The organism is Achromobacter spanius, from assembly GCF_002812705.1.
Taxonomy (GTDB): domain Bacteria; phylum Pseudomonadota; class Gammaproteobacteria; order Burkholderiales; family Burkholderiaceae_B; genus Achromobacter; species Achromobacter spanius.
The window spans coordinates 4,173,358-4,192,525 of the sequence record NZ_CP025030.1 but is presented as its reverse complement, the minus strand read 5'-3'; the positions used below and the strand labels follow the sequence as shown (position 1 = coordinate 4,192,525).

16 protein-coding genes are annotated in these 19,168 nt (G+C 64.6%); 10 read left to right on the top strand and 6 right to left on the bottom strand.

Features of this window, described 5'->3' with window-relative positions; translation table 11 throughout:
- Window positions 1-34: 34 nt before the first annotated feature.
- The 3 genes from CVS48_RS18870 to CVS48_RS18860 form a co-directional block, all read right to left on the bottom strand.
- Window positions 35-1,072, bottom strand: coding sequence for a porin (locus tag CVS48_RS18870; protein WP_100855773.1), 1,038 nt, complete (start codon window positions 1,070-1,072; stop codon window positions 35-37).
- Between the two features lie 393 nt (window positions 1,073-1,465).
- Complete coding sequence (locus CVS48_RS18865; protein WP_318269448.1) at window positions 1,466-2,998, bottom strand: sensor domain-containing diguanylate cyclase; 1,533 nt, start codon at window positions 2,996-2,998, stop codon at window positions 1,466-1,468.
- 144 nt (window positions 2,999-3,142) lie between these two features.
- Window positions 3,143-4,222 (bottom strand): site-specific integrase, encoded by a 1,080-nt coding sequence (locus CVS48_RS18860; RefSeq protein ID WP_100855771.1) that lies wholly within the window; start codon window positions 4,220-4,222, stop codon window positions 3,143-3,145.
- Between the two features lie 241 nt (window positions 4,223-4,463).
- Between CVS48_RS18860 and CVS48_RS18855 the strand changes: the two genes are divergently transcribed.
- The 6 genes from CVS48_RS18855 to CVS48_RS18830 all read left to right on the top strand — a co-directional run bounded on the left by CVS48_RS18855 (window position 4,464) and on the right by CVS48_RS18830 (window position 10,699).
- Complete coding sequence (locus tag CVS48_RS18855) at window positions 4,464-5,510, top strand: DNA-binding protein (protein ID WP_100855770.1); 1,047 nt, start codon at window positions 4,464-4,466, stop codon at window positions 5,508-5,510.
- A gap of 150 nt (window positions 5,511-5,660) precedes the next feature.
- Entirely contained in the window at window positions 5,661-6,854 is a 1,194-nt protein-coding gene (ydiK, locus tag CVS48_RS18850) for an AI-2E family transporter YdiK (RefSeq protein ID WP_111886193.1), read from the top strand.
- 145 nt (window positions 6,855-6,999) lie between these two features.
- Window positions 7,000-7,725 carry an RNA pseudouridine synthase gene (locus CVS48_RS18845; RefSeq protein ID WP_100855769.1) on the top strand — a complete coding sequence of 242 codons (726 nt, stop codon included), beginning with the start codon at window positions 7,000-7,002 and terminating at the stop codon, window positions 7,723-7,725.
- A 17-nt stretch (window positions 7,726-7,742) separates the two neighbouring features.
- The gene (locus CVS48_RS18840; RefSeq protein ID WP_242001225.1) at window positions 7,743-8,897 is read left to right on the top strand and encodes a S66 peptidase family protein; all 1,155 of its coding nucleotides are present in this window, start codon (window positions 7,743-7,745) and stop codon (window positions 8,895-8,897) included.
- A 137-nt stretch (window positions 8,898-9,034) separates the two neighbouring features.
- Window positions 9,035-9,379 carry a helix-turn-helix transcriptional regulator gene (locus CVS48_RS18835; protein ID WP_100855768.1) on the top strand — a complete coding sequence of 115 codons (345 nt, stop codon included), beginning with the start codon at window positions 9,035-9,037 and terminating at the stop codon, window positions 9,377-9,379.
- A 12-nt stretch (window positions 9,380-9,391) separates the two neighbouring features.
- Window positions 9,392-10,699 carry a type II toxin-antitoxin system HipA family toxin gene (locus CVS48_RS18830; protein ID WP_100855767.1) on the top strand — a complete coding sequence of 436 codons (1,308 nt, stop codon included), beginning with the start codon at window positions 9,392-9,394 and terminating at the stop codon, window positions 10,697-10,699.
- 39 nt (window positions 10,700-10,738) lie between these two features.
- Here the strand turns inward: CVS48_RS18830 and CVS48_RS18825 are convergent, their stop codons facing one another.
- The 3 genes from CVS48_RS18825 to CVS48_RS18815 all read right to left on the bottom strand — a co-directional run bounded on the left by CVS48_RS18825 (window position 10,739) and on the right by CVS48_RS18815 (window position 13,530).
- Window positions 10,739-11,203 (bottom strand): RrF2 family transcriptional regulator, encoded by a 465-nt coding sequence (locus CVS48_RS18825; RefSeq protein WP_100857742.1) that lies wholly within the window; start codon window positions 11,201-11,203, stop codon window positions 10,739-10,741.
- A 107-nt stretch (window positions 11,204-11,310) separates the two neighbouring features.
- Window positions 11,311-12,201, bottom strand: coding sequence for a methyltransferase domain-containing protein (locus tag CVS48_RS18820; protein ID WP_100855766.1), 891 nt, complete (start codon window positions 12,199-12,201; stop codon window positions 11,311-11,313).
- Window positions 12,202-12,231: 30 nt separating this feature from the next.
- Window positions 12,232-13,530 carry an APC family permease gene (locus tag CVS48_RS18815; RefSeq protein ID WP_100855765.1) on the bottom strand — a complete coding sequence of 433 codons (1,299 nt, stop codon included), beginning with the start codon at window positions 13,528-13,530 and terminating at the stop codon, window positions 12,232-12,234.
- Window positions 13,531-13,940: 410 nt separating this feature from the next.
- On the opposite strand from CVS48_RS18815, the gene ku reads away from it, so the two are divergent.
- The 4 genes from ku to CVS48_RS18795 are packed head-to-tail and all read left to right on the top strand — an operon-like array spanning window position 13,941 to window position 19,168.
- A complete protein-coding gene (gene ku / locus CVS48_RS18810) occupies window positions 13,941-14,885 on the top strand; it encodes a non-homologous end joining protein Ku (protein ID WP_100855764.1) in 945 nt (314 codons plus the stop codon).
- 1 nt (window position 14,886) lies between these two features.
- The gene (gene ligD / locus CVS48_RS18805) at window positions 14,887-17,490 is read left to right on the top strand and encodes a DNA ligase D (RefSeq protein ID WP_100855763.1); all 2,604 of its coding nucleotides are present in this window, start codon (window positions 14,887-14,889) and stop codon (window positions 17,488-17,490) included.
- A complete protein-coding gene (locus tag CVS48_RS18800; RefSeq protein WP_100855762.1) occupies window positions 17,487-18,587 on the top strand; it encodes an acyl-CoA dehydrogenase family protein in 1,101 nt (366 codons plus the stop codon). Before ligD ends, CVS48_RS18800 begins: the two co-directional genes overlap by 4 nt.
- Window positions 18,575-19,168 (top strand): class I SAM-dependent methyltransferase, encoded by a 594-nt coding sequence (locus CVS48_RS18795; protein WP_100855761.1) that lies wholly within the window; start codon window positions 18,575-18,577, stop codon window positions 19,166-19,168. Before CVS48_RS18800 ends, CVS48_RS18795 begins: the two co-directional genes overlap by 13 nt.

Below are 19,168 nucleotides of genomic sequence, written 5' to 3'. Positions count from 1 at the left end.
AGTGCCTTAGGTGTGGCGCCTTAAATGCCGCGGCTCAAAAGTGGTGGCGCATGCCCACCACGGATTGCAGCGTGTGCGATTGGCGGTGGTCTACGCGGTCAAGCAGCGCGTAAAGGTTGGTGCGCTTGGACAAGTCGTACTCATAGCCCAAGCCCCATCCCTTGATGCGCGAACTGGTGGCGCGCTGGTAGGCGGCCAGCACCTTGCTGTTGCCACTGAGCGGCACACTGACGCCACCCACGTACGAATTCACGCGCCTGACGCCGGCCGACGGCCCCACGTTGGGATTGCGCAAATTGCCATAGCCCGCGTGCAGTTTCATCCATTCGAAATCATAGGATCCAGCCAGTTGTACGTTGCTGGAGTGGAACTTGCCCGGCACGCTGGCGTCTGGATTCAGGCGTTCGTAGGTGAGTGCGGTGGAGATCGGCCCGGCGCGGTAGCGCAAGCCGGCCGTCCACACACGGTCGTGGTCGGCGGTGGCGAATTTGTCGCTATCTTGGGCCTCGAAGCTGTAGCCCAGCCCCGCCTGCCATCCGTTCCAGACCGGCGTGCGGTAGATAAACGCATTGTTGACCCGGCCGCCACGGCCAAAGTCGCCATCGTTGTAGCCCGACGTGACGGAGGCTGATGCGCCGTCCCAAGAGGTGCCGAAGGGCGATGAGACGCCGCCCCAGCTATCGCTCAGCACCTGCTGGCGCCCGGCGCGCAATTCACCAAAGTCGCCCACCAGCCCAAGATAGGCCCAGCGCCCGAACAGCCGGCCCTGGCCTTGATTGCCGTTTTGCGGATGAAAGCCGCTTTCCAGGCGGAACACCACGCTGTAGCCGCTGCCCAGATCTTCGACACCGCGCAAGCCCCAGCGGGAGCCCGACATCGTGCCATCGCGCATCCCCACCTGCGAACGCGACGACTCGTCCGTGTTGTTGTGCCGCCGTTCAAAGCCCAGCCCCATGTCGATGACGCCATACAGCGTGACGCTGGTGGTGTCGGTGGCGGCCTGGACGGCGCTGCCGGACAAGGCGGCCAAGGCGATGGCCAGCGCACCGCGCTTGATGCTTGCTGCTTTCATGAGTACCCCATGTGATGGTTGTGTTGCGTTGGACAAAAGGATCCCCTGCGGCCTGCCAGAAGGCGGGTCGCAAAAGACGTGGGAACGACGATAGAGTCGACGTGTGGGTCGACGAGTGAAGCGGCTGGTGGAACGATGCGTGCGTAAGAGCTATGTACATGCGACGTACATGCGACGTACATGCGACGTACGAGTTACGTACGTGCGACGTACAAAGCTACCTACGAACTGCGTACGGAATGCACACGTACTGCGAAAGGGTGGCCAGCCCCGTCAGCGATTAATAATTAACATCGCAATCACCATGGTGCATTATGGTGAGAGTCGCCGCGGAAGCAAATAAGAGGACTACGAATGTGAGTAGTAGGGGCGGTGCCGCAACGGTTGATCGGGCTATGCGTTGTTGTGCACCACGACCCGATTGCGCCCTTGTGCCTTTGCGGCATACAGGGCCGCGTCGGCCGCCTGAAAGACCTGATCAACCTCGGCGCCACAGGACGGCCACTGCGCCACGCCCGCCGACACGGTAATGCCCGGCACCCCATGCAGCGGCCGGTCAGCCGTGTGCAGGCGCAATCGCTCGGCAACGCGGGCGGCTTCCTTCATGCCGACGTTGGGCAGAAGCATCAGGAATTCTTCGCCGCCGCTGCGGCAAAGCACGTCCGACGGTCGCGAACATTCCTGCATCAACTTGGCCATGCCCCGAATCACCTCGTCGCCCTTCGGATGCCCATGCGTGTCATTCACGCGCTTGAAGTGGTCAATATCCAGCGCCACCACCGCAAACGGGGTGCCCCCGGTTTGCCATTGCTCCACGGCATCCTGCGTGCCGCGTCGATTGCGCAGGCCCGTCAAGGGGTCTGTCATGCTGGCCTGGTTGAGCTTGCCGATCTTGTCTTGCAGGCTGGAAATGCTGTTCATCACCGCGCGCTTCAAGCGTTCGGCCTCGAAGTACCAGGCCTTGACCGACTGCACCCGTTGCATGGCGACGGCCACATCCTGGTGTTCGACGTTGGTGGCCAATTGCGACAAGGGCAGGGAAATCATGCGGGCGCACCACCAGATGGCCAGCAGAAACGCCAGCGCCAACGGCGCCGCGTAGCCGATCAGCGCCCAGATCAATTCGTGGATGGGTTCCAAGGTAACTTCCGCCGGCCGTTGCGCGATGATGCCCCAGCCGCTTAGCGGCTCGACCGCGTAGCCCGCCAGCATGTCCACGCCCTGGGTGTTCACCACGCGCTGCGCGCCCGACTCGCCACGGGTAACGGCCGCCACCACCGGATTGCGGTTGACGTCTTCGCCAACGCGGTCGGCTTGCATGTGATAGATCATTTGGCCGTCGCGGTCGACCACATATAAGTAGGAGCCATCCTGATAGTGGTGCTTGCCCAGCAGCTCCTGCAGCGCACTGTTGTGGCTGCGCAAATAGATGGTGCCGGCGATATAACCCAAGTAGCGACCGTCGTTCGAATAGATCGGATGTGACAGGTTGATGAGCATGTTGCCCGCCATCGACACATACGGCTTGCTGATCAGGGGCCGACGGGCCTGCAACGCCGCGCGGCTGCCCGGGCTGTCCACCCGCGCTCCCACGAAACTGCTGAAGGTTTGCGAGGTGGCCAGGATGATGCCGTCCGCGCTGATCACGCCCACCGAATTGAAATCGTTCGCCTGTTCGCGCAAGCGCGATACCTCGCCAGCGAGCACGTCGGGCGCGTCGACCTGGCTCGCCAGATGGCGGGCGCTGTACGCCAGTTGCTGTTGCGCCGACTTCAGGAAAGAGGTGGTGCTTTCCGCCAGCTTGGCCGCGTACACGCGATTGGATTCCAGCGTATTGGCGATGAGCTGGTCGCGTTGCACCAGGTAGCTGGCGTAGAGCGCGTTGGCCGTGGCGGCGACAGCGCTAAGGACGGTAAGTGCAAGCACAAGCCCGCGTAGGTTGATTCGCATACAGGATCAGGACGGGGCTCGGGGCGGGCTCAGGACGGGCTTAGGGCGGTCAGGCTATCGGATAAGGATGCGGCGCAGTCAGCGCCGCGACGCGAGATTAACGGCAAACGTGGCGCTTATCTATAGGGATTGAGGGTCCGGGTCGTCCAGCAGGCGGGCAGCCGGCGACTGCGCGGCCGCGCCGGCGCGGAAGTAGCCCATGACCGTGGCTACGCTGGCGTGCCCGGTCATGGCCATGGTGTCGCCCAAGGGCACGTTCTGCCGCCCGGCTTCCGTGACAAAGCCCGAGCGCAGGCTGTGTGCCGAAAATTCACCTTCCAGCCCCGCCAATTTGCAGCGTTCAAGCACGATGGCGCGCACGGCGGCGGCGGCCAGCGGTTCGCCCACCACGTCGCCGCGCCGCACGCGGCGAAAGATCGGACCCTGGCGGATGCCACTGGCCGCAAGCCAGGCCTCCAGCGCCTGGGCCGCCGACCCGACGATGGGCTTTTGGTCGCCGGGCCGTTGGGCGCCCGCCTGATTCGTCTTGGATTGGGTCAGCGTGTACAGAAAGCCCTCGGCCGTGCGACGGGTGTTTTCAAGCGTGGCGCACACCACCTCGGAACGGCGGCGGCCACCGCTGGCCCAGGCGAACAGCAGCAGCGCACGATCGCGTATGCCGCGCAGCGAGCCGTCACAGGTGGCCAGCATGGCTTGCAAGGGTTCGCGGGTCAGCGCTTCTTTCTTGGCGGGCGCCATGCCGCGCCGAGCGTAGGCACGGCGTGTCTTGGCCAGCAGTTCGCGCACCGGCGCGGCGCGGCAGGGGTTGTGATAGCCATGCAGCTCGTGCGCCTTGGACAGGACCGACAAGCGTTGCAGCAATGTATTCAGGCTGGGCGGCCCCAAGCGGCCCTTGGCCTTCAGGCGGACCAATTCCTGGTCCAGCGCCAGCGGAAGTTCCCATTTCAAGCCTTGGTCGGACGCGCGCTGCGCATGGTCGACCACAAACTGGATGACGGCGGCCTCGGGCAAGGGCAGGGCAAAGCGCTGGCCATAGCGCAGCTCGAACCAGGCCGTCCAGTAGCGGATGGCCGCACGATAGCTGGCCGCCGTGTTGGCGGAACTGCCTTCGCGCATCAGGCCGCGCACGGCGGCATCCGCCTGCTTGTCCAGGGCGTTCGGGTCCAGAAGGGGCAGCGAAGCCAGCAATGTCAGCGGCATCAGGGCAGGGCCTTGGCTAGGGAAGGTAGAAGGGATGTCAGCACGATCTGAAAACGGGTGTTTTGGGGCGGCGCCCCCGAAAGCGGCGGCCTGACAAATCCTAATGCTTATTTCATACATATTATTATGTATGCTGTATGATATCTAACACTAATACAAATTAAGTCACGATAAGGTTCCATTATCGTCACTAATTCTGGATTTTATCCAGCGCTCATAAGCCCTGTAGAGGAAACCGGCGATGGCCACGGGAATTACCGAAAACGACGTCTGGACCGCCGCGGACACCCTGCTGCTGGAAGGCGCGCGCCCCACCATTGAGCGGGTACGGCAGAAGATTGGGCGCGGCTCGCCCAACACGGTCAGCCCGCACCTGGAAACCTGGTTCCGCGCTTTAGGCGCGCGCATCAAGGATCCGGGCGCGTTCGCCGCGCCGCCCGCCATACCCGACCCGGTCACCCAAGCCGCTACGCACTTTTGGGAAGCGGCGCTGGCCGAGGCCCGCACCCAGCAAGCAGAGGGCTACCGGCAGCGCTGGGAAGAACTGGCGGAGGAGGGCGAACGCTTGGCCGCGCAAGCCGAGCAGCTTCAGCAGCGCGAAATCCAGTTGGTGAACCGGGAACAGGACCTGCAAGAAGGCCTGCGGGTCGCCACGGCGCAATTGGCCGCCACCGAAGAGCGCCTGCAAGCGGCGGAACGGCAACTGCGTCAGCGCGACGACCAACTGAAGCAAAGCCGGGGGCAACTGGAAGACGCGCAAAGCGCCGTGCAAACCCTGCTGACCGAAGCCGAAAAAATGCGCGGCCTGCACGCGCAAGCCCTGGAGGCGCTGGAAGCGCGCCACGCCGCTCACGAACGACGTTGGCTGAACGAGCTGGACGCCGAACGCGGCGCGGCAAAAAAGCTGCAAATGCGGCTGGATGAGGCACACGCGGCCAGCCAGAAGCAGAGCAACCAGCACCAGGCCGCGCTGGCCCAGGCGCTGGTCGCCAAGCGCGAAGCCGATGTGGCCACGCAGGCCGCGCACGCGGGCAGCATTGCGGCCCAGGCCCGGCACGAGGCCGCGCAAGCGGCCTTGCAAGAGGCGCTGGCGTCGGCTCAAGGCGCGTTGGCGGCCGCGCGCGGAAACGAGCAAGCACTGTTGGCTCGCCTGGCCGCTGCTGACACACAGTCGTCCACGTTGCTGGCGCAGTTGCAGCAAAAGGACGAGCAGCTGGCCGCGCTGACACGGCATTTGATGGCCGCGACCCAGGCCGCCACGCAAAGCCCTTCGCCCGCCGCACCCTAGTCGCACACGCTCCCGCGCATTGCAGTGGCCAGGATGGTCCCGGGTGGTTGTGGTTTCCCTATAAGTCCCAGCAAATTTCGTATAAATTTCGAATTGATCGCATCCACGACACCCAGACGGGCAACCGCCCCTCGGTTGCGGTGCGCCATCATGCAGGGCGCCTTGCCTTGCCGGGAGCAACGCGTGAACCCACGAACCACGGTTGATCTGGCCCGCATTCTGCTTCTGGTCGTCATTCTTTCCGCGCTGATGGTCGGCAGCCTGTACGTGCTGCGCCCGTTTCTGCCCGGGCTGATCTGGGCAACGACCATCGTGGTGGCGACCTGGCCCGTGATGCGGGCCGTGCAGCGGCGCTGCGGCGGGCGCCGCTGGGCCGCCACCAGCATCATGTTGCTGATTCTGCTGTTCGTGATTGTCCTGCCGCTGTATCAGGTGATCTCGACCCTGGCGTTGCATAGCGGCGCGATCATGGCGGCAGTCAAGAGCCTGCCTGACTACACCTTGCTGGCGCCACCGCGCTGGATCAGCAGCATTCCCGTTGCCGGCCCGCGCGTGGCCGAGGAATGGCAGACGCTGTCGGATGCGGGCGCGGGCGGGCTGCTGGCGCGGCTGGAACCCTACCTGACCATGGCCGCCCGCTGGCTGCTGAGCCATGCCGCCATCGTGGGCGTGTTCGTCATGCACATGCTGATCACCATCATCATCTCGGGCATTCTGTACAGCCAGGGCGACGCGGCGGCCAACTTCGTCAAACGCTTTTCGAATCGGCTGGCGGGAGAGCGCGGCGTGGCCGCCGTCCGGCTGGCGGGCGCCGCCGTGCGTGCCGTGGCGCTGGGCATCGTGGTGACGGCGGTGGTGCAGTCCGCGTTGGGCGGCTTGGGCTTATGGATTGCGGGGGTGCCGGCCGCCGGCATCCTGACGGCCTTGATGGTGATGCTGTGCCTGGCGCAACTCGGCCCGTTCCTGCCGATGCTGGGTGGCGTGATCTGGTTATTCCAGAACGACATGAAGGTGGCAGCCATCGTGCTGCTGGTGTGGGCGCTGGTCGTGGCCACGCTGGACAACCTGCTGCGCCCCATACTGATCAAGCGCGGGGTGAATCTGTCGCTGCTGCTGATTTTGTCGGGCGTGCTGGGCGGCCTGGTGGCCTTCGGTATCGTCGGCCTGTTCATTGGCCCGGTCATCCTGGCCGTGACGTCGACTTTGCTGAAAGCCTGGATCGACGAAGTGCCGCCACCGGCGGCGACAGCGGGGATTTCCGACGCAGCCATCGACGCGCCGATTGCGTCCTCCCTCGACACGCCGATCTCGGCGTCGCCGGGCTCCCCTGTTGAAAAGGCGTAACATCTGCCTGATACCGCGGGCGCACAGCCCGCTTTTTTTGCAGCACCCCAACACTACCCATGACGATGCACCCGCTTGCGCTGGCAAACCGCGCACCCGAATTCCAATTTGTCCCGGCTACGCCCGTCGTGCAGGCGGAGGCCCAATGAGCGACAGCGCACGCCTTGCCAAACGACTGGCCGCGGATCTCTCTTGCTCGCGCAGCGATGCCGAACGCTATATAGAAGGCGGCTGGGTCGCCGTGGACGGCAAGACGGTTGAAGAGCCCGGCGCACGGGTCGCCCCCGGCCAGACCGTCGCACTGCTGCCCGGCGCCAAGCTGGAAGACATCAAGCCCGTGACAGTGCTGGTGCACAAGCCCGAAGGCACGTATGCCGACAACGAACCGGGATCGGCGCTGGACTTGATCATTCCCAAGAACCTGATGCCCGGCGACCGTTCCGGCCGGCGCTATCTGAAGCGCATGTTCAACGGCCTGAAGCTGGTCACCCCGCTTGAGCGCGCCGCCAGCGGCCTTGTCGTGTACACGCAAGAGTTCGCCATTTCGCGCAAGCTCATGGAAGAGGGCAAGCTGGTTGAGCAAGAGTACGTGGCGCAAGTCACTGGCAAACTCAGCGACGGCGATTTGGCGCGTCTGCAACGCGGCATGTCCTTTGAGGGTCGCGCCGCCACCCCCATGAAGGTCAGTTGGCAGAACGAAACCCATCTTCGGTTTGCCCTGAAGACGCCGCCGCTGGGTTTCATTGAATACGTGTGCGACACCGCGGGCTTGCAGCTCCAGGCCTTGCGCCGCATCCGCATCGGGCGGCTGCCCATGGCGGGCCTGGCCGTGGGCCAGTGGCGTTACCGGCTGGACTACGAGCGGTTCTAAGCATCCAACCCCGAACCATGCCCCCCCAGCCTGCCAAACTCGCCTTGCCTGTCCCGACCCATCGCAGAAGCTTCCTGAAACAGGGCGGGGCGCTGTGCCTGTCCGCGTTGGTGCTGGGCGGTTGCGCCAGCCGCGCGCCGGGCGGCCGCTCTGCCGCGCCATCTGGCACGGTTTCCGGCCGTTCCCAAAAACCCACGCCGCCCCCGCCCCCCAACGGCATCGGGGCCACGCCGGTACCCGCTCTACGGCCCGGCGCCAGAATCGCAATTGTGGCGCCGGCCTCGGCCGCGCTTAACGCCAGCGACGAGGCGGCGGAATGGTTGGAAGCCCGGGGCTACGTCGCCCAGGTCATGCCCGCCAGCCGCACCCGCATGAGCCCCCCCTATGACTATCTGGCCGGCAGCGACGCCGATCGGCTGGCCGATCTGCACGCCGCATTCGCCGACCCCGAGGTGGGGGCGGTGTGGTGTCTGCAAGGTGGCTTCGGGTCGTGGCGCTTGCTGGATCAACTGGATGTCGGGCTATTGCGCCGGCACCCCAAACCTTTCATCGGGTATAGCGACATTACGGCCCTGCACCTGGCCATGCAGCGGCATGTGGGGTTTGTGACCTTTCACGGGCCGATGCTGGCGCAAGACCTGTTGGCCGGCAAGCGCGAACCCACGGAATCCAGCGTGCTGGCGATGGTCAGCGGCCAGATGGGGGCGGGCTCCTGGATTGCGCCCCCGCTAGACGCCCTGGCCACTGAATTGGTGTCGGGCGTGGCCAGCGGGCGGCTGGTGGGTGGCAACCTGGCGCTGCTCGCCGCCTTGACCGGCACGCGCAACGACATCGACACGCGCGACGCCATCCTGTTCATCGAAGACGTGAACGAAGCCATCCCCCGCGTGGACCGGCTGTTGGGCCAACTGGCGGCAGCCGGCAAGTTCGACGGCGTGCGCGGCTTGCTGGTGGGCAACTTCACCCGCCTGCGCGGCCAGATGGACGACGCCGAGGCGCAAGGCCTGCTGTACCCGCTGATACGCGACCAGTTCCGGGCGCGCGGCGTTCCGATCTTGGCGGGCTGGCCCAGCGGTCATGGCGACCCGAATTTGACGCTGCCGCTGGGTGCGCAAGTCACCTTGGATACCGCGCGGGGCGGCTTACGGCTGGATCAGGCGGTGGTGGTTTAAGCACTATTGGTGTAATGGCATTATTGACTCATTAATAATTCATAAATTTTGTTAATGATTCATTAATGAATCATGGGCTAAAAACAACGTGATCTATTAATCGTGCATTTCCGCCTTGTCGGATTTATTATTGCGGCATGAAAAAGAAGATCGAGCCCAGCTTTGACGCTGCCGAAGCGCTGATTCGCCTAGGCGCCAACCTGCGCACAGCCCGCTTGCGTCGTGCCGAATCCGAAAGCGTGCTGGCCAGCCGCATGGGCGTTTCGCGTGCCACCATCGCGCGGCTGGAGCGGGGCGACGGCGGCGTATCGCTGGCCCTGGCGATCGAGGCCTTGCTGCAATACGGCTATGCCGACCAGGTGTTCGCCCTGGGCGACCCCGAACTAGACGGCGTGGGCAAGCGGCTGGACGCCTTGCGCCGGCCCAGTCGAGGCAGCAGCGCCGCCTTGCATGCGCACCGCGCCGACCCTTCCAAGCTATAGGCCGGGGTCGGCATGGCGCGCGCCCGCAAGCACAAATCCGTGGAAAGCGAACTGTTCGTCTACGTGGACATCCGTGGCGAAGCCGTCTTGGCCGGCGTGCTGACGCTGGACGATTCCGACGAAACCCGCTTCTTCGCCGAATTCACCTACGTGCATTCCTACGTGCGCGACCCACGCGCCTTCGCGCTGGACCCGCTCAACCTGCCGCTGATCGATGCCGCCACCACGTTTCGCACCGAAAGCCGCTACGAAACGCTGGGCGCCATCTTTGATGCGGCGCCCGACGCCTGGGGGCGCAACGTCATGCGGGTGGACAAGGCGGGCGCGCGGGTCACGGAAGACGAAGTACTGCTGCGCGGCCGGGGCATGGGCGTGGGCGCGCTGTTTTTCAGCGCGCGCCTGCTGACGCCAAACATGCGCAAGACCTATCGGTTGCCCGAAGTCAGCCAACTGGATTCCCTGGCCGACCTGTTGACCGATATCGACCAGGGCGTGAAGCCCAAAGGCTTGTATCGCGACATCCTGGGCAGTTCCTGGGATATCGGCGGCGCGCGCCCCAAGACCATCGTGCGCGACGAGCAGGGCGAAATGTGGATTGCCAAGTTTCCGCGCAAAGGCGATTCCTATGATCGGCAGCGCGTGGAGTTCGCCAACTTGCGGATGGCGCGCGCCATCGGGCTGACCGTGCCCGACATCCGGCTGACCGAAACCCATCTGGGCGCGGTGCTGCTGACTCATCGCTTTGACCGCGAGCTGCTGCCGGTGCCTGAAGGCGCGGCGCCCGTGGTGGCACGCCGCCATTTTCTAAGCGGCGCGTCGTTGATCAGCCCGTCCGTCCAGATCGGCAAGCGCGACCTGGACGGGCCGCAGGGCAAGGCCACGTATTCCTATGCGCGCCTGGCCGACGTCACACGCCGCATTTCGTCGAACCCGGTGCAGGACCTGAAAGAGCTGTACGCGCGCATGATTCTTAACGTGGCCGTCCACAACACCGACGACCACCTGAAGAACGTGGGGTTTCTGAAGGACGAGGGCGCCCATACCTATCGGCTGGCGCCGCTGTTCGACGTGGTGACGCAGGAAGGCTCCGCCCGCCATTACCTGCATATCGGCACGGCCGAGCGCGACAGCACGTTTGAGAATTGCCTGTCGGAGTACCGGCGTTTTGGGTTGCGGTCCGAGGCGGCCGCGCGCTCGATCGTGGACGCGGTGCGCAGTGTCGTAGCCCGGCGCCAGCGGTATTACGCGGCTGCCGGCATGGGGCAGGACGAGATCGCCTTGGTGGAATCGACGCTGGCGGCGTGGCGTGCTCCTGCCTGATTGCGCCTCGCTGAACCGGCATTTCCTACCTTCGCGCCGTCAAGGCTCATGTACCGCGCCCAGATCAATCCGGCGTCCCTGTTTGACCATGGCTTCGTGGAAATCCTTGCTCAACGCCGCCAGGGTCACGCCGCCAAAGCGCGCCATCAGCAAGGCTTCGGCATCTTCAAAAGCGCCGGTCAGCGCCTTGTTCACGGCGACCTCTACCAGGCAGCCCGGTGATTCGCTACGGTTGCCCATGGCGAAAATTTCCGGTGAACCCAGCGCTTCGTAGATGTCGCGCAGGGTCACGGCGTTGAAATCGCAAGAGATGGTCCAGCCGCCGCCATGGCCTTTTTCAGAGCTCACCAGCTGTTGGTCGCGCAAGCCCGCCATGATGCGGCGGATGACGACCGGGTTGGTCTGCATGACCCGGCCCAGGTCTTCGGACGTCATGGGGCCGGGTGCTTCGGCCATATGAAGCAGTACGTGAAGCACGCCGGAAAGTTTGCTGTCTCTTCTCATGCAACGCATGCTATTGCATGAGAAGCGGCCCGGTCAAACCTGAATGACCCGGCCGCTATTGCCAGCAGTGACTCCAGCAGTGACTCCGGCAGACACCCCGCCGATCGCTACACCCGCTTGCCCGTCCACTTGCCCTTGCCGTCGGCGGTGCCGCTCATGGTCTTGCCATTGACTTCGCCCGTGTAGCGCACGCCGTTGGCGGTGAACGCGATGGCGGTGCCGTTCATGCGCGCATCCGTGATGTCGGCCGACCCGAACTTGCCGGACAGCATCTGATACTGCTGTGTTAGTTGCAGCGTCTGGCCGTCCACTTCCCATTTGCCTTCCACCTTGGCGGGCACGATCCACAGCAGCGCGGTGCAGTAGGTGGAGCAGTCCTTGGTGACGGTTTCGGACGCATCCGGTTCCCAGTCACCCATGCGGAACGTGTTGGATACCACTCGCGTGCCGGGCGTCAACTGCAACAGGGTGGGGCGCAGCTTTTCGTTGATGGTGGACAAGAGGAACATGGTGATCACGTCCGCCTTGGACAGGTCGGTCTTGAACAGGTCCGCCGCCACGAAGGTGGCGCGGTCGGCCACGCCTGCGCTTTGGGCGTTGCGGCGCGACAGCTCCACCAGGTCCGGGTTGTATTCAATGCCTTGCGCCGTCAGCCCGCGTTGCGCGGCGGTGATCACGGTGCGCCCATCGCCCGAGCCCAGGTCCATCAGCCGGTCCTGCGGGGTCACCTTGGCCATGTCCAGCATCTTGTCCACCAGCGTTTGCGGCGTGGGTACCCAGATCACGTCCTTGCCGGCCTGGCCCACGTCTGGCTTGTATTCGTCGTTGGCAGCGCTTGGGGCTGCCGACCCAGCGGGCTTTGCCGCGGGCTGCGCCATGGCGACGGCGGTGAATGCCAGCGATAGCGCCATGGCGGTGGCGACAGCGATGAATCGGGCCCGTGGCAGGCCGCCACTTGTCACGCGGCGGGAGTCTAGAGGCTGAGTCGAGGCTTGCATGATGGCTCCTTGTGGGTCGAACAATAAAAGTCAGTCGGGCAATCGGGCGGGTTTCAGCAATCGCAGCATCGGGACGCCGGCCGCCAGCACCACCAGCCCGATCAACGCGCCGGCCCCCGCATAGACGGCACTGGAATAGACCAGGCCCGCGCAGGTCAGGCCAAGCAACAGCGGCGGCAGGGGATAGAAGGGCACGCGAAACGGCCTGGGGCGGTTGGGATCCAACTGCCGCAAGCGCCAGACGGACGCTGCCACCAGCAGCATGAAAATCCAGAAAACCGGCGCGGTGTAGGCCACCAGCGTCTGCACGCTGTTCTGGCTGAACGCGCCCAACCCCACCAGCGCCAGGGTGATGGCGCCCTGGGCCAGCAGCGCGGCGACCGGGGTTTCATTGCGCGCGCTCCAACCCGACAGGGCGCGCAGCTTGGGCACGTCGCGCCCCAGCGCGTAGTACACGCGGGCGCCGGTAATGATGGTGCCGTTGATGGTGCTTAGCGCCGTGGCGCAGACGGTCAGGCTGAGCAATGCCGCCGCGTAGGGGCCGGCCGCCAATTGCATGACGTCGGCACCCAGCGCGGGGGTGTCGCGCAAGCCTTGCAGGCCGAATAGTTCCAGCAAGGCCAGGTTCGTCAGCAGATAGGCGCCGGTCACCACCGCCGTGCCGATGAGCAGCACCCGGCTCATGTTGCGTCCGGGCTCGCGCAGTTCGCCGCTGAGATACGCGGCTTCGTTCCACCCGCCGTAGGTCAGCAGCACGAACACCATGCCCATGCCCATCAACCCGGCCGGGTTGCCGGTAAGCGGCGTGGGTGCCACGGGCGCCACCAGCCCGTTGCCGCCCGTGCCCGACAGGCTGGCCACCAGCACCGCCCCCAGGGCCAGCAGCGTCAAGATCGTGAAGACCCATTGCAGCCGCTTGGAATGGCGCGTGCCCACCACGTTCAGCGCCGTCAGCGCCACCACTGAAATCGCCGCATGCACGGCCGGCCCGTAGGTGCCCAGCGGCATCAGGCGTTGCGCATAGTCACCATAGATGTACGCCACCACCGCAATGGCGCCCGTCTGGATCACCGTGCAGCGTGCCCAGGCAAACAACAAGCCCACGCGCGGGCCCCAGGCACGGGTCAGGTACAGGTATTCGCCCCCCGCGCCGGGGTAGGCCGAGCCCAATTCCGCGTAGCACAGCGCGCCCACCAACATGACGAAGCCGCCCGCGCACCACAGCGCGATATACATGGCCTCGGACGCGGCGTGTTGGGCAACCAGCGGCGGAAAGCCGAAGATGCCGATGCCGATCACCACGCCGACCAGCACCACGGTGGCGTCCATGACTGACAGGCCGGCTGGCGCGGTCTCTTCCGAGGTTTGAGGAAAACGGGTCGGTGGCGCGGCGGCGCGCGTGCGTGACGGCATCATCGGTACTCTCGGAAAGGGGAGATAGGCCACGAGCGGGCCCGCCTGACATGCAACTGAACGAATTGCGACCGACTCTCAATTGAAAAAGTTTCTTCGGGTTTTCCCTTTGCACATCAAGATGGGCGTTCGGCAGTGCAGATATTGAAGGTAGAAATTACTTTCTAAGTAATCGATAACTACTTGATAGATCTGTCTAATCGTCCATCGTTAAAGCAAAATAGTTAAAGTGCTTTCTTAACTATGAATTCGCATTCTTTGACGACGCCCCATTCCAGGCGGGAACACAATTTGCTGCACTCAGCACCGACTGAGAGGAGCGGATCATGGCAACAAGAACCATCTGGAAGGGGGCTATTTCGTTTGGCCTCGTCCATATACCGGTCGGCCTGCATACGGCAACGACGGACTCCGGGGTCGACTTCGACTGGCTGGACAAACGCTCGATGGACCCCGTGGGGTACAAGCGCATCAACAAGCGCACGGGCAAGGAAATCGACAAAGAGAACATCGTCAAAGGCGTGGAATACGAAGACGGCCAGTACGTGATCATTTCCCCGGAAGAGATCGCCGACGCCTATCCCCGCACCACGCAAACCATAGAGATACAACAGTTTGTGGAGGCCGGCGACGTCTCTTTTGTCTACCTTGAACGGCCGTACTACGTGGCGCCCATCAACAAGGGGCAAAAGGTGTACGCCTTGTTGCGCGACACCTTGGCCAAGACCGGCAAGATCGGCATCGCCAAGGTGGTGATCCAGACCAAACAGCATCTGGCCGCCTTGATTCCGTCGGGCGATGTGCTGGTGCTGAACCTGATGCGCTGGGGCGATGACGTCAAGTCGCTGGAAGGGCTGGATCTGCCCAAAGTCGGCGCCAAGGGCATGGCGCCCAGCGCCAGCGAATTGAAGATGGCCAAGATGCTGGTCGAGGACATGTCCGGCAAGTGGGACCCCGAGGAATTCAAGGACGAATTCAAGGCCGCCGTGATGGACCTGGTGGCTCGCAAGGTGAAGGCCGGCAAGACGGAAACCGTTGTCGAACCGCAGGAAGAAGCGCCCGAATACGCCGATAACGTCATCGACCTGACGGAATTGCTGCAACGTAGTTTGAAGGGAGGCAAGACGGCCAAGCAACAGCCGGCCGCCGCGAAGAAGAAGGCATCCACCAAGACGGCCGCGAAGAAGTCGGCGAAGAGCACCAAGAAGGCGACGGGAAAGACCGCGGGCAAGACCACCAAAGCCTCGTCCTCTACGCGCAAGGCGGCGTGACATGGCCGACAGTCTTAAAACCTACCGGCAAAAGCGCAATTTCAAGGTGACCACCGAACCCGCCGAGGGCGGGCAGGCCAACGAGTCCGCGCGCGCTTTCGTCATCCAGAAGCACTGGGCCAGCCGGCTGCACTACGACTTTCGCCTGGAGCTGGACGGCGCCATGAAAAGTTGGGCTGTGCCCAAGGGGCCTTGTTTCGACCCCTCGGTCAAGCGCATGGCCGTACAGGTGGAAGACCACCCCATTGCCTACAACCAGTTCGAAGGCCAGATTCCCGAAGGCCAATACGGCGCGGGCAAGGTCATCATCTGGGACGAAGGGGTCTGGACACCCGTGGCCGATGCGCGCAAAGGCTATCGCGAGGGGCACCTGAAGTTCGACCTGCAAGGCAAGAAGATGCAGGGCCGATGGGCGCTGGTGCGCATGAAGGGCAAGGAAGGCGACAAGCAGCCGCCGTGGCTGCTGATCAAGGACCGCGACGCCTATGCGCGCCCCGAACGCGAATTCAGCGTGGTGGACGAAATGCCGGACAGCGTGGTGCCGCTGCGGGATGCGAAGGCCGTTGGCAAGACGAAGGCTAAAGCCAAGGCCGCTACGAAGTCCGCTACAGCGGCCGCCACTACGCCCGATACCGATACCAAGGCCTCCTCCACAGCAAGCAAGCTGCCCGGCCGGCCGGCCGATCTGCCCACCTCATTCAAGCCCCAACTTGCCACGCTGGTAGACGGCCTGCCGCCGCACGCGGAAGACTGGCTGTACGAACTGAAATTCGACGGCTACCGCCTGCTGGTGCGCATCGAAGGGGAGTCGGTCAAGCTGTACACCCGCAACGGCCACGACTGGAGCGCCAAGCTGCCGCATATCGTCCAGGCGTTTGCCAAGCTGCCCGCCAAATGGGCATGGGTCGATGGCGAGGTGGTCGTGCTGAACGACCAGGGCGTGCCCAGTTTCCAGGCGCTGCAAAACGCTTTTGACAACGACCGCACCGGCGATATCGTGTTCTACGCCTTTGACCTGCCGTTTATCGGCTGTCGGGACCTGCGCGAAGAACCGCTGACCGTGCGGCGTGACCTGCTGGCGCAATTGATGGACACCGCCGACGACGACTTTCTGCGCTTTAGCGAAGCGTTCAAGGAAACGCCGTCGAACCTGGTGGCGTCGGCCTGCAAGATGGGGCTGGAAGGCATCATGGCCAAGCGCCAGTCGGCGCCGTATGTATCGCGGCGCAGCGATAGCTGGCTGAAGATCAAGTGCGCCAAGCGACAAGAGTTCGTCATCGTGGGCTATACCGCCCCGCAAGGTGCGCGCGAAGGCCTGGGCGCCTTGCTGCTGGCCGTGCATGAGGACGACGGCGCCTTGCGCTATGCGGGCAAGGTCGGCACCGGCTTTGACCGCCAGGGGTTGATTGCGCTGCACAAGACTTTATCCGGCCTTGAAACCGACAAGAAGCCCGTCAGCGGCGGGCAGGCGAAAGGAGTGCACTGGGTCAAGCCGGAACTGGTGGCCGAGGTGTCGTTCGGCGAATGGACCAGCGGCGGGCATATCCGCCATTCGGTCTTTCGCGGCTTGCGCCAAGACAAACCGCCCAGCCAGATCACACGGGAAAAGCCGGCTGCGGCGTCTGGATCGCAGGCCGTGAGCACCGACAAGCCGCGGGCCAAGTCCCAGGTCAAGTCCACCAACTCGCCCACCACCAAGCCCCAGGCCACGGCCCCCGCGCGCGCCAAACCCGCGCGGCTGACGCACCCCGAGCGCGTCATCGATCCGTCGACCAAACTGACCAAGCTGGATCTGGCGCGTTATTACGGCCTGGTTGCACCTCTGATGCTGGAACACCTGAAAGGCCGCCCCGTATCCTTTCTGCGCGCGCCTTCCGGCATCGACGGCCAGCTCTTTTTCCAGAAGCACCTGGAAGCCGCCATGCCGGGCGTGAAGTCCTTGCCCACGCGCTTGGACCCGGATCATCCGCCGCTGCTGGAAGTGCCCACCGCCGAAGCCATCATGTCGGCCGTGCAGATGAACGTGGTGGAATTCCATACCTGGAACGCCGTGAAAACGGCCATCTCCAAACCCGACCGCATGCTGTTCGACCTGGACCCCGGCGAAGGCGTCAAGTGGGCGACGATGCAGCAGGCTGCCCGCCTGGTGCACACCATGCTGGATGAACTTGGCCTGGAATCCTGGCTGAAAACCAGTGGTGGCAAGGGCTTGCATGTGGTCGTGCCGCTGCGCCGTCAATACGATTGGGACACGCTCAAGTCCTTTGCGCAGACCGTCGTGGTGCATCTGGCCCGCACCTTGCCGCAGATTTTCGTGGCTAAAAGCGGCCCCAAGAATCGCGTGGGCAAGATCTTTGCCGACTATCTGCGCAATGGCTTTGGCGCAACGACGGTGGCCGCGTGGTCGGCGCGGGCGCGGCCCGGCATGGGCGTGTCGGTGCCGGTGGCGTGGGACGAACTCGACAAACTATCCAGCGGCGCGCACTGGACCATCAGCAATATCCATGAGCGTCTGGACGCGGGCAACTCACCCTGGGACGGCTATGCGCCGCAAGCGGTGGGGCCGGCCATGGATGCGCTGGATTTCAAGCGTGGCAAGTCATGACCAGCCGCCCCGCGATTCTGTTGCCCAGCGCGCCCTTGGCCGCCATTCGCCGCGTGTTGAGCGATATGGGCTATTGGAGTGATTTGGCCGAGCCGCCCGATCCCGGCATGGCCATGCGCCACCTGGTGGATGCCGGCTGTGACCACCTGCCGCTACCAGGTTCCGGCGCCACGCTGGCCCGCTGGCAGGCGCTGGCCCGCGTGGCCGCCGTGGACCTCAGCCTGGTCAAACTGTATGAAGGGCACACGGATGCCTTGGCGATATTTGCGGAACTCGGCCTGACGCCTGACGCGCCTGCGGGCAGCCGCTGGGGCGTGTGGTGCGCCGAGCCTCCCGATTACCGCGTGGCGCTGGTCCCGCAGCCCAACGGCAGCGCCCGTTTGCGCGGCGTGAAGGCATGGTGTTCCGGCGCCGCCACGATCAGCCATGCGCTGGTCAGCGCTTGGGACCCCGCGGGCGAACCTTGCCTGGTGGCGGTAGCCCTGGATCAGCCTGGCGTAGCGGTCACCAACGACGGTTGGCATGCGGTGGGAATGCGCGCGTCGGCCAGCGTCAACGTGGTGTTCGATGACGCGGTGTGCCAGCCCGTCGGCGCGCCGGGTGCCTACGTGAACCGGCCGGGCTTTCAACATGGCGGCGCGGGCGTGGCGGCGTGCTGGTATGGCGGGTTGACGCGCATTGCGTCGACGCTGCGAGCCGCCACGCCGGCAGAGAGGCCAAACGCACCAAACTCACCAAACGCACCAAGCGCACCGACGGAAAACCCGCATCGGCTGGCCCATCTGGGCGCCGTCGACGTGGCCATGGCGCAGGCGCGCGCCGTGTTGCGCGACACCGCCGCCCTCATCGACGCGAACCCGAAGGACGCCTGCGCGCTGGCCTGCGCTCGGGCGCGGCTGGCTGTCGAGGCCGCCGCCAATGAGGTAATCACACGGGCAGGGCGGGCGCTGGGCGCCGGGCCGCTGTGCCGCGACGCCGGTTTCGCTCAGGTGATGGCCGATCTGCCCGTTTTCATCCGGCAAAGCCACGCGGAACGCGATCAGGCGGCGCTGGGGCGGCTGGTCCGCAATCAGGAGGAACCGCCGTGGCAGTTGTAGGCGTGGACCACTTCGAAACGCTGTACCGCCAGCACGCCGACCCCTGGCGCGTCGGCAGCGCCTGGTACGAACGGCGCAAGCGCACGCTGCTGCTGGCGGGGCTGGCGCGGGAGCATTACCGCCATGCCTTCGAGCCGGGCTGCGGCAACGGTGACCTGAGCTTGCTGCTGGCCGCTCGCTGCCAGCGCGTTTGCGCGGCGGATTTCGCCGGCACCGCGCTCAGCCGCTGCCGCGCGCGGCTGGCAGACCAAGGCATTGACCATGTGGACACCTTGACGCTGGACCTGCCGCGCGAATGGCCGCCCGTGCCGCATGGCGGGTTTGACCTGATCATCGTGTCAGAACTGGGGTATTACCTGGACGACGCCGCCTTGGAGCTGTTCCTGCAAGGGGTGGACCGCTGCCTGGCCAACGATGGCGAACTGGTGGCCTGCCACTACCGGCCGGATTTCGACGACCGCCTGCAAGCCACCAATGCCTTGCACGATGCGCTAGGTTCGCTGCGCGGGCTCGTACCGACTTTCAAGCACCAGGACAGCGCTTTTGCGCTGGACGGGTGGCACCGACAACAGGAAGGGTGA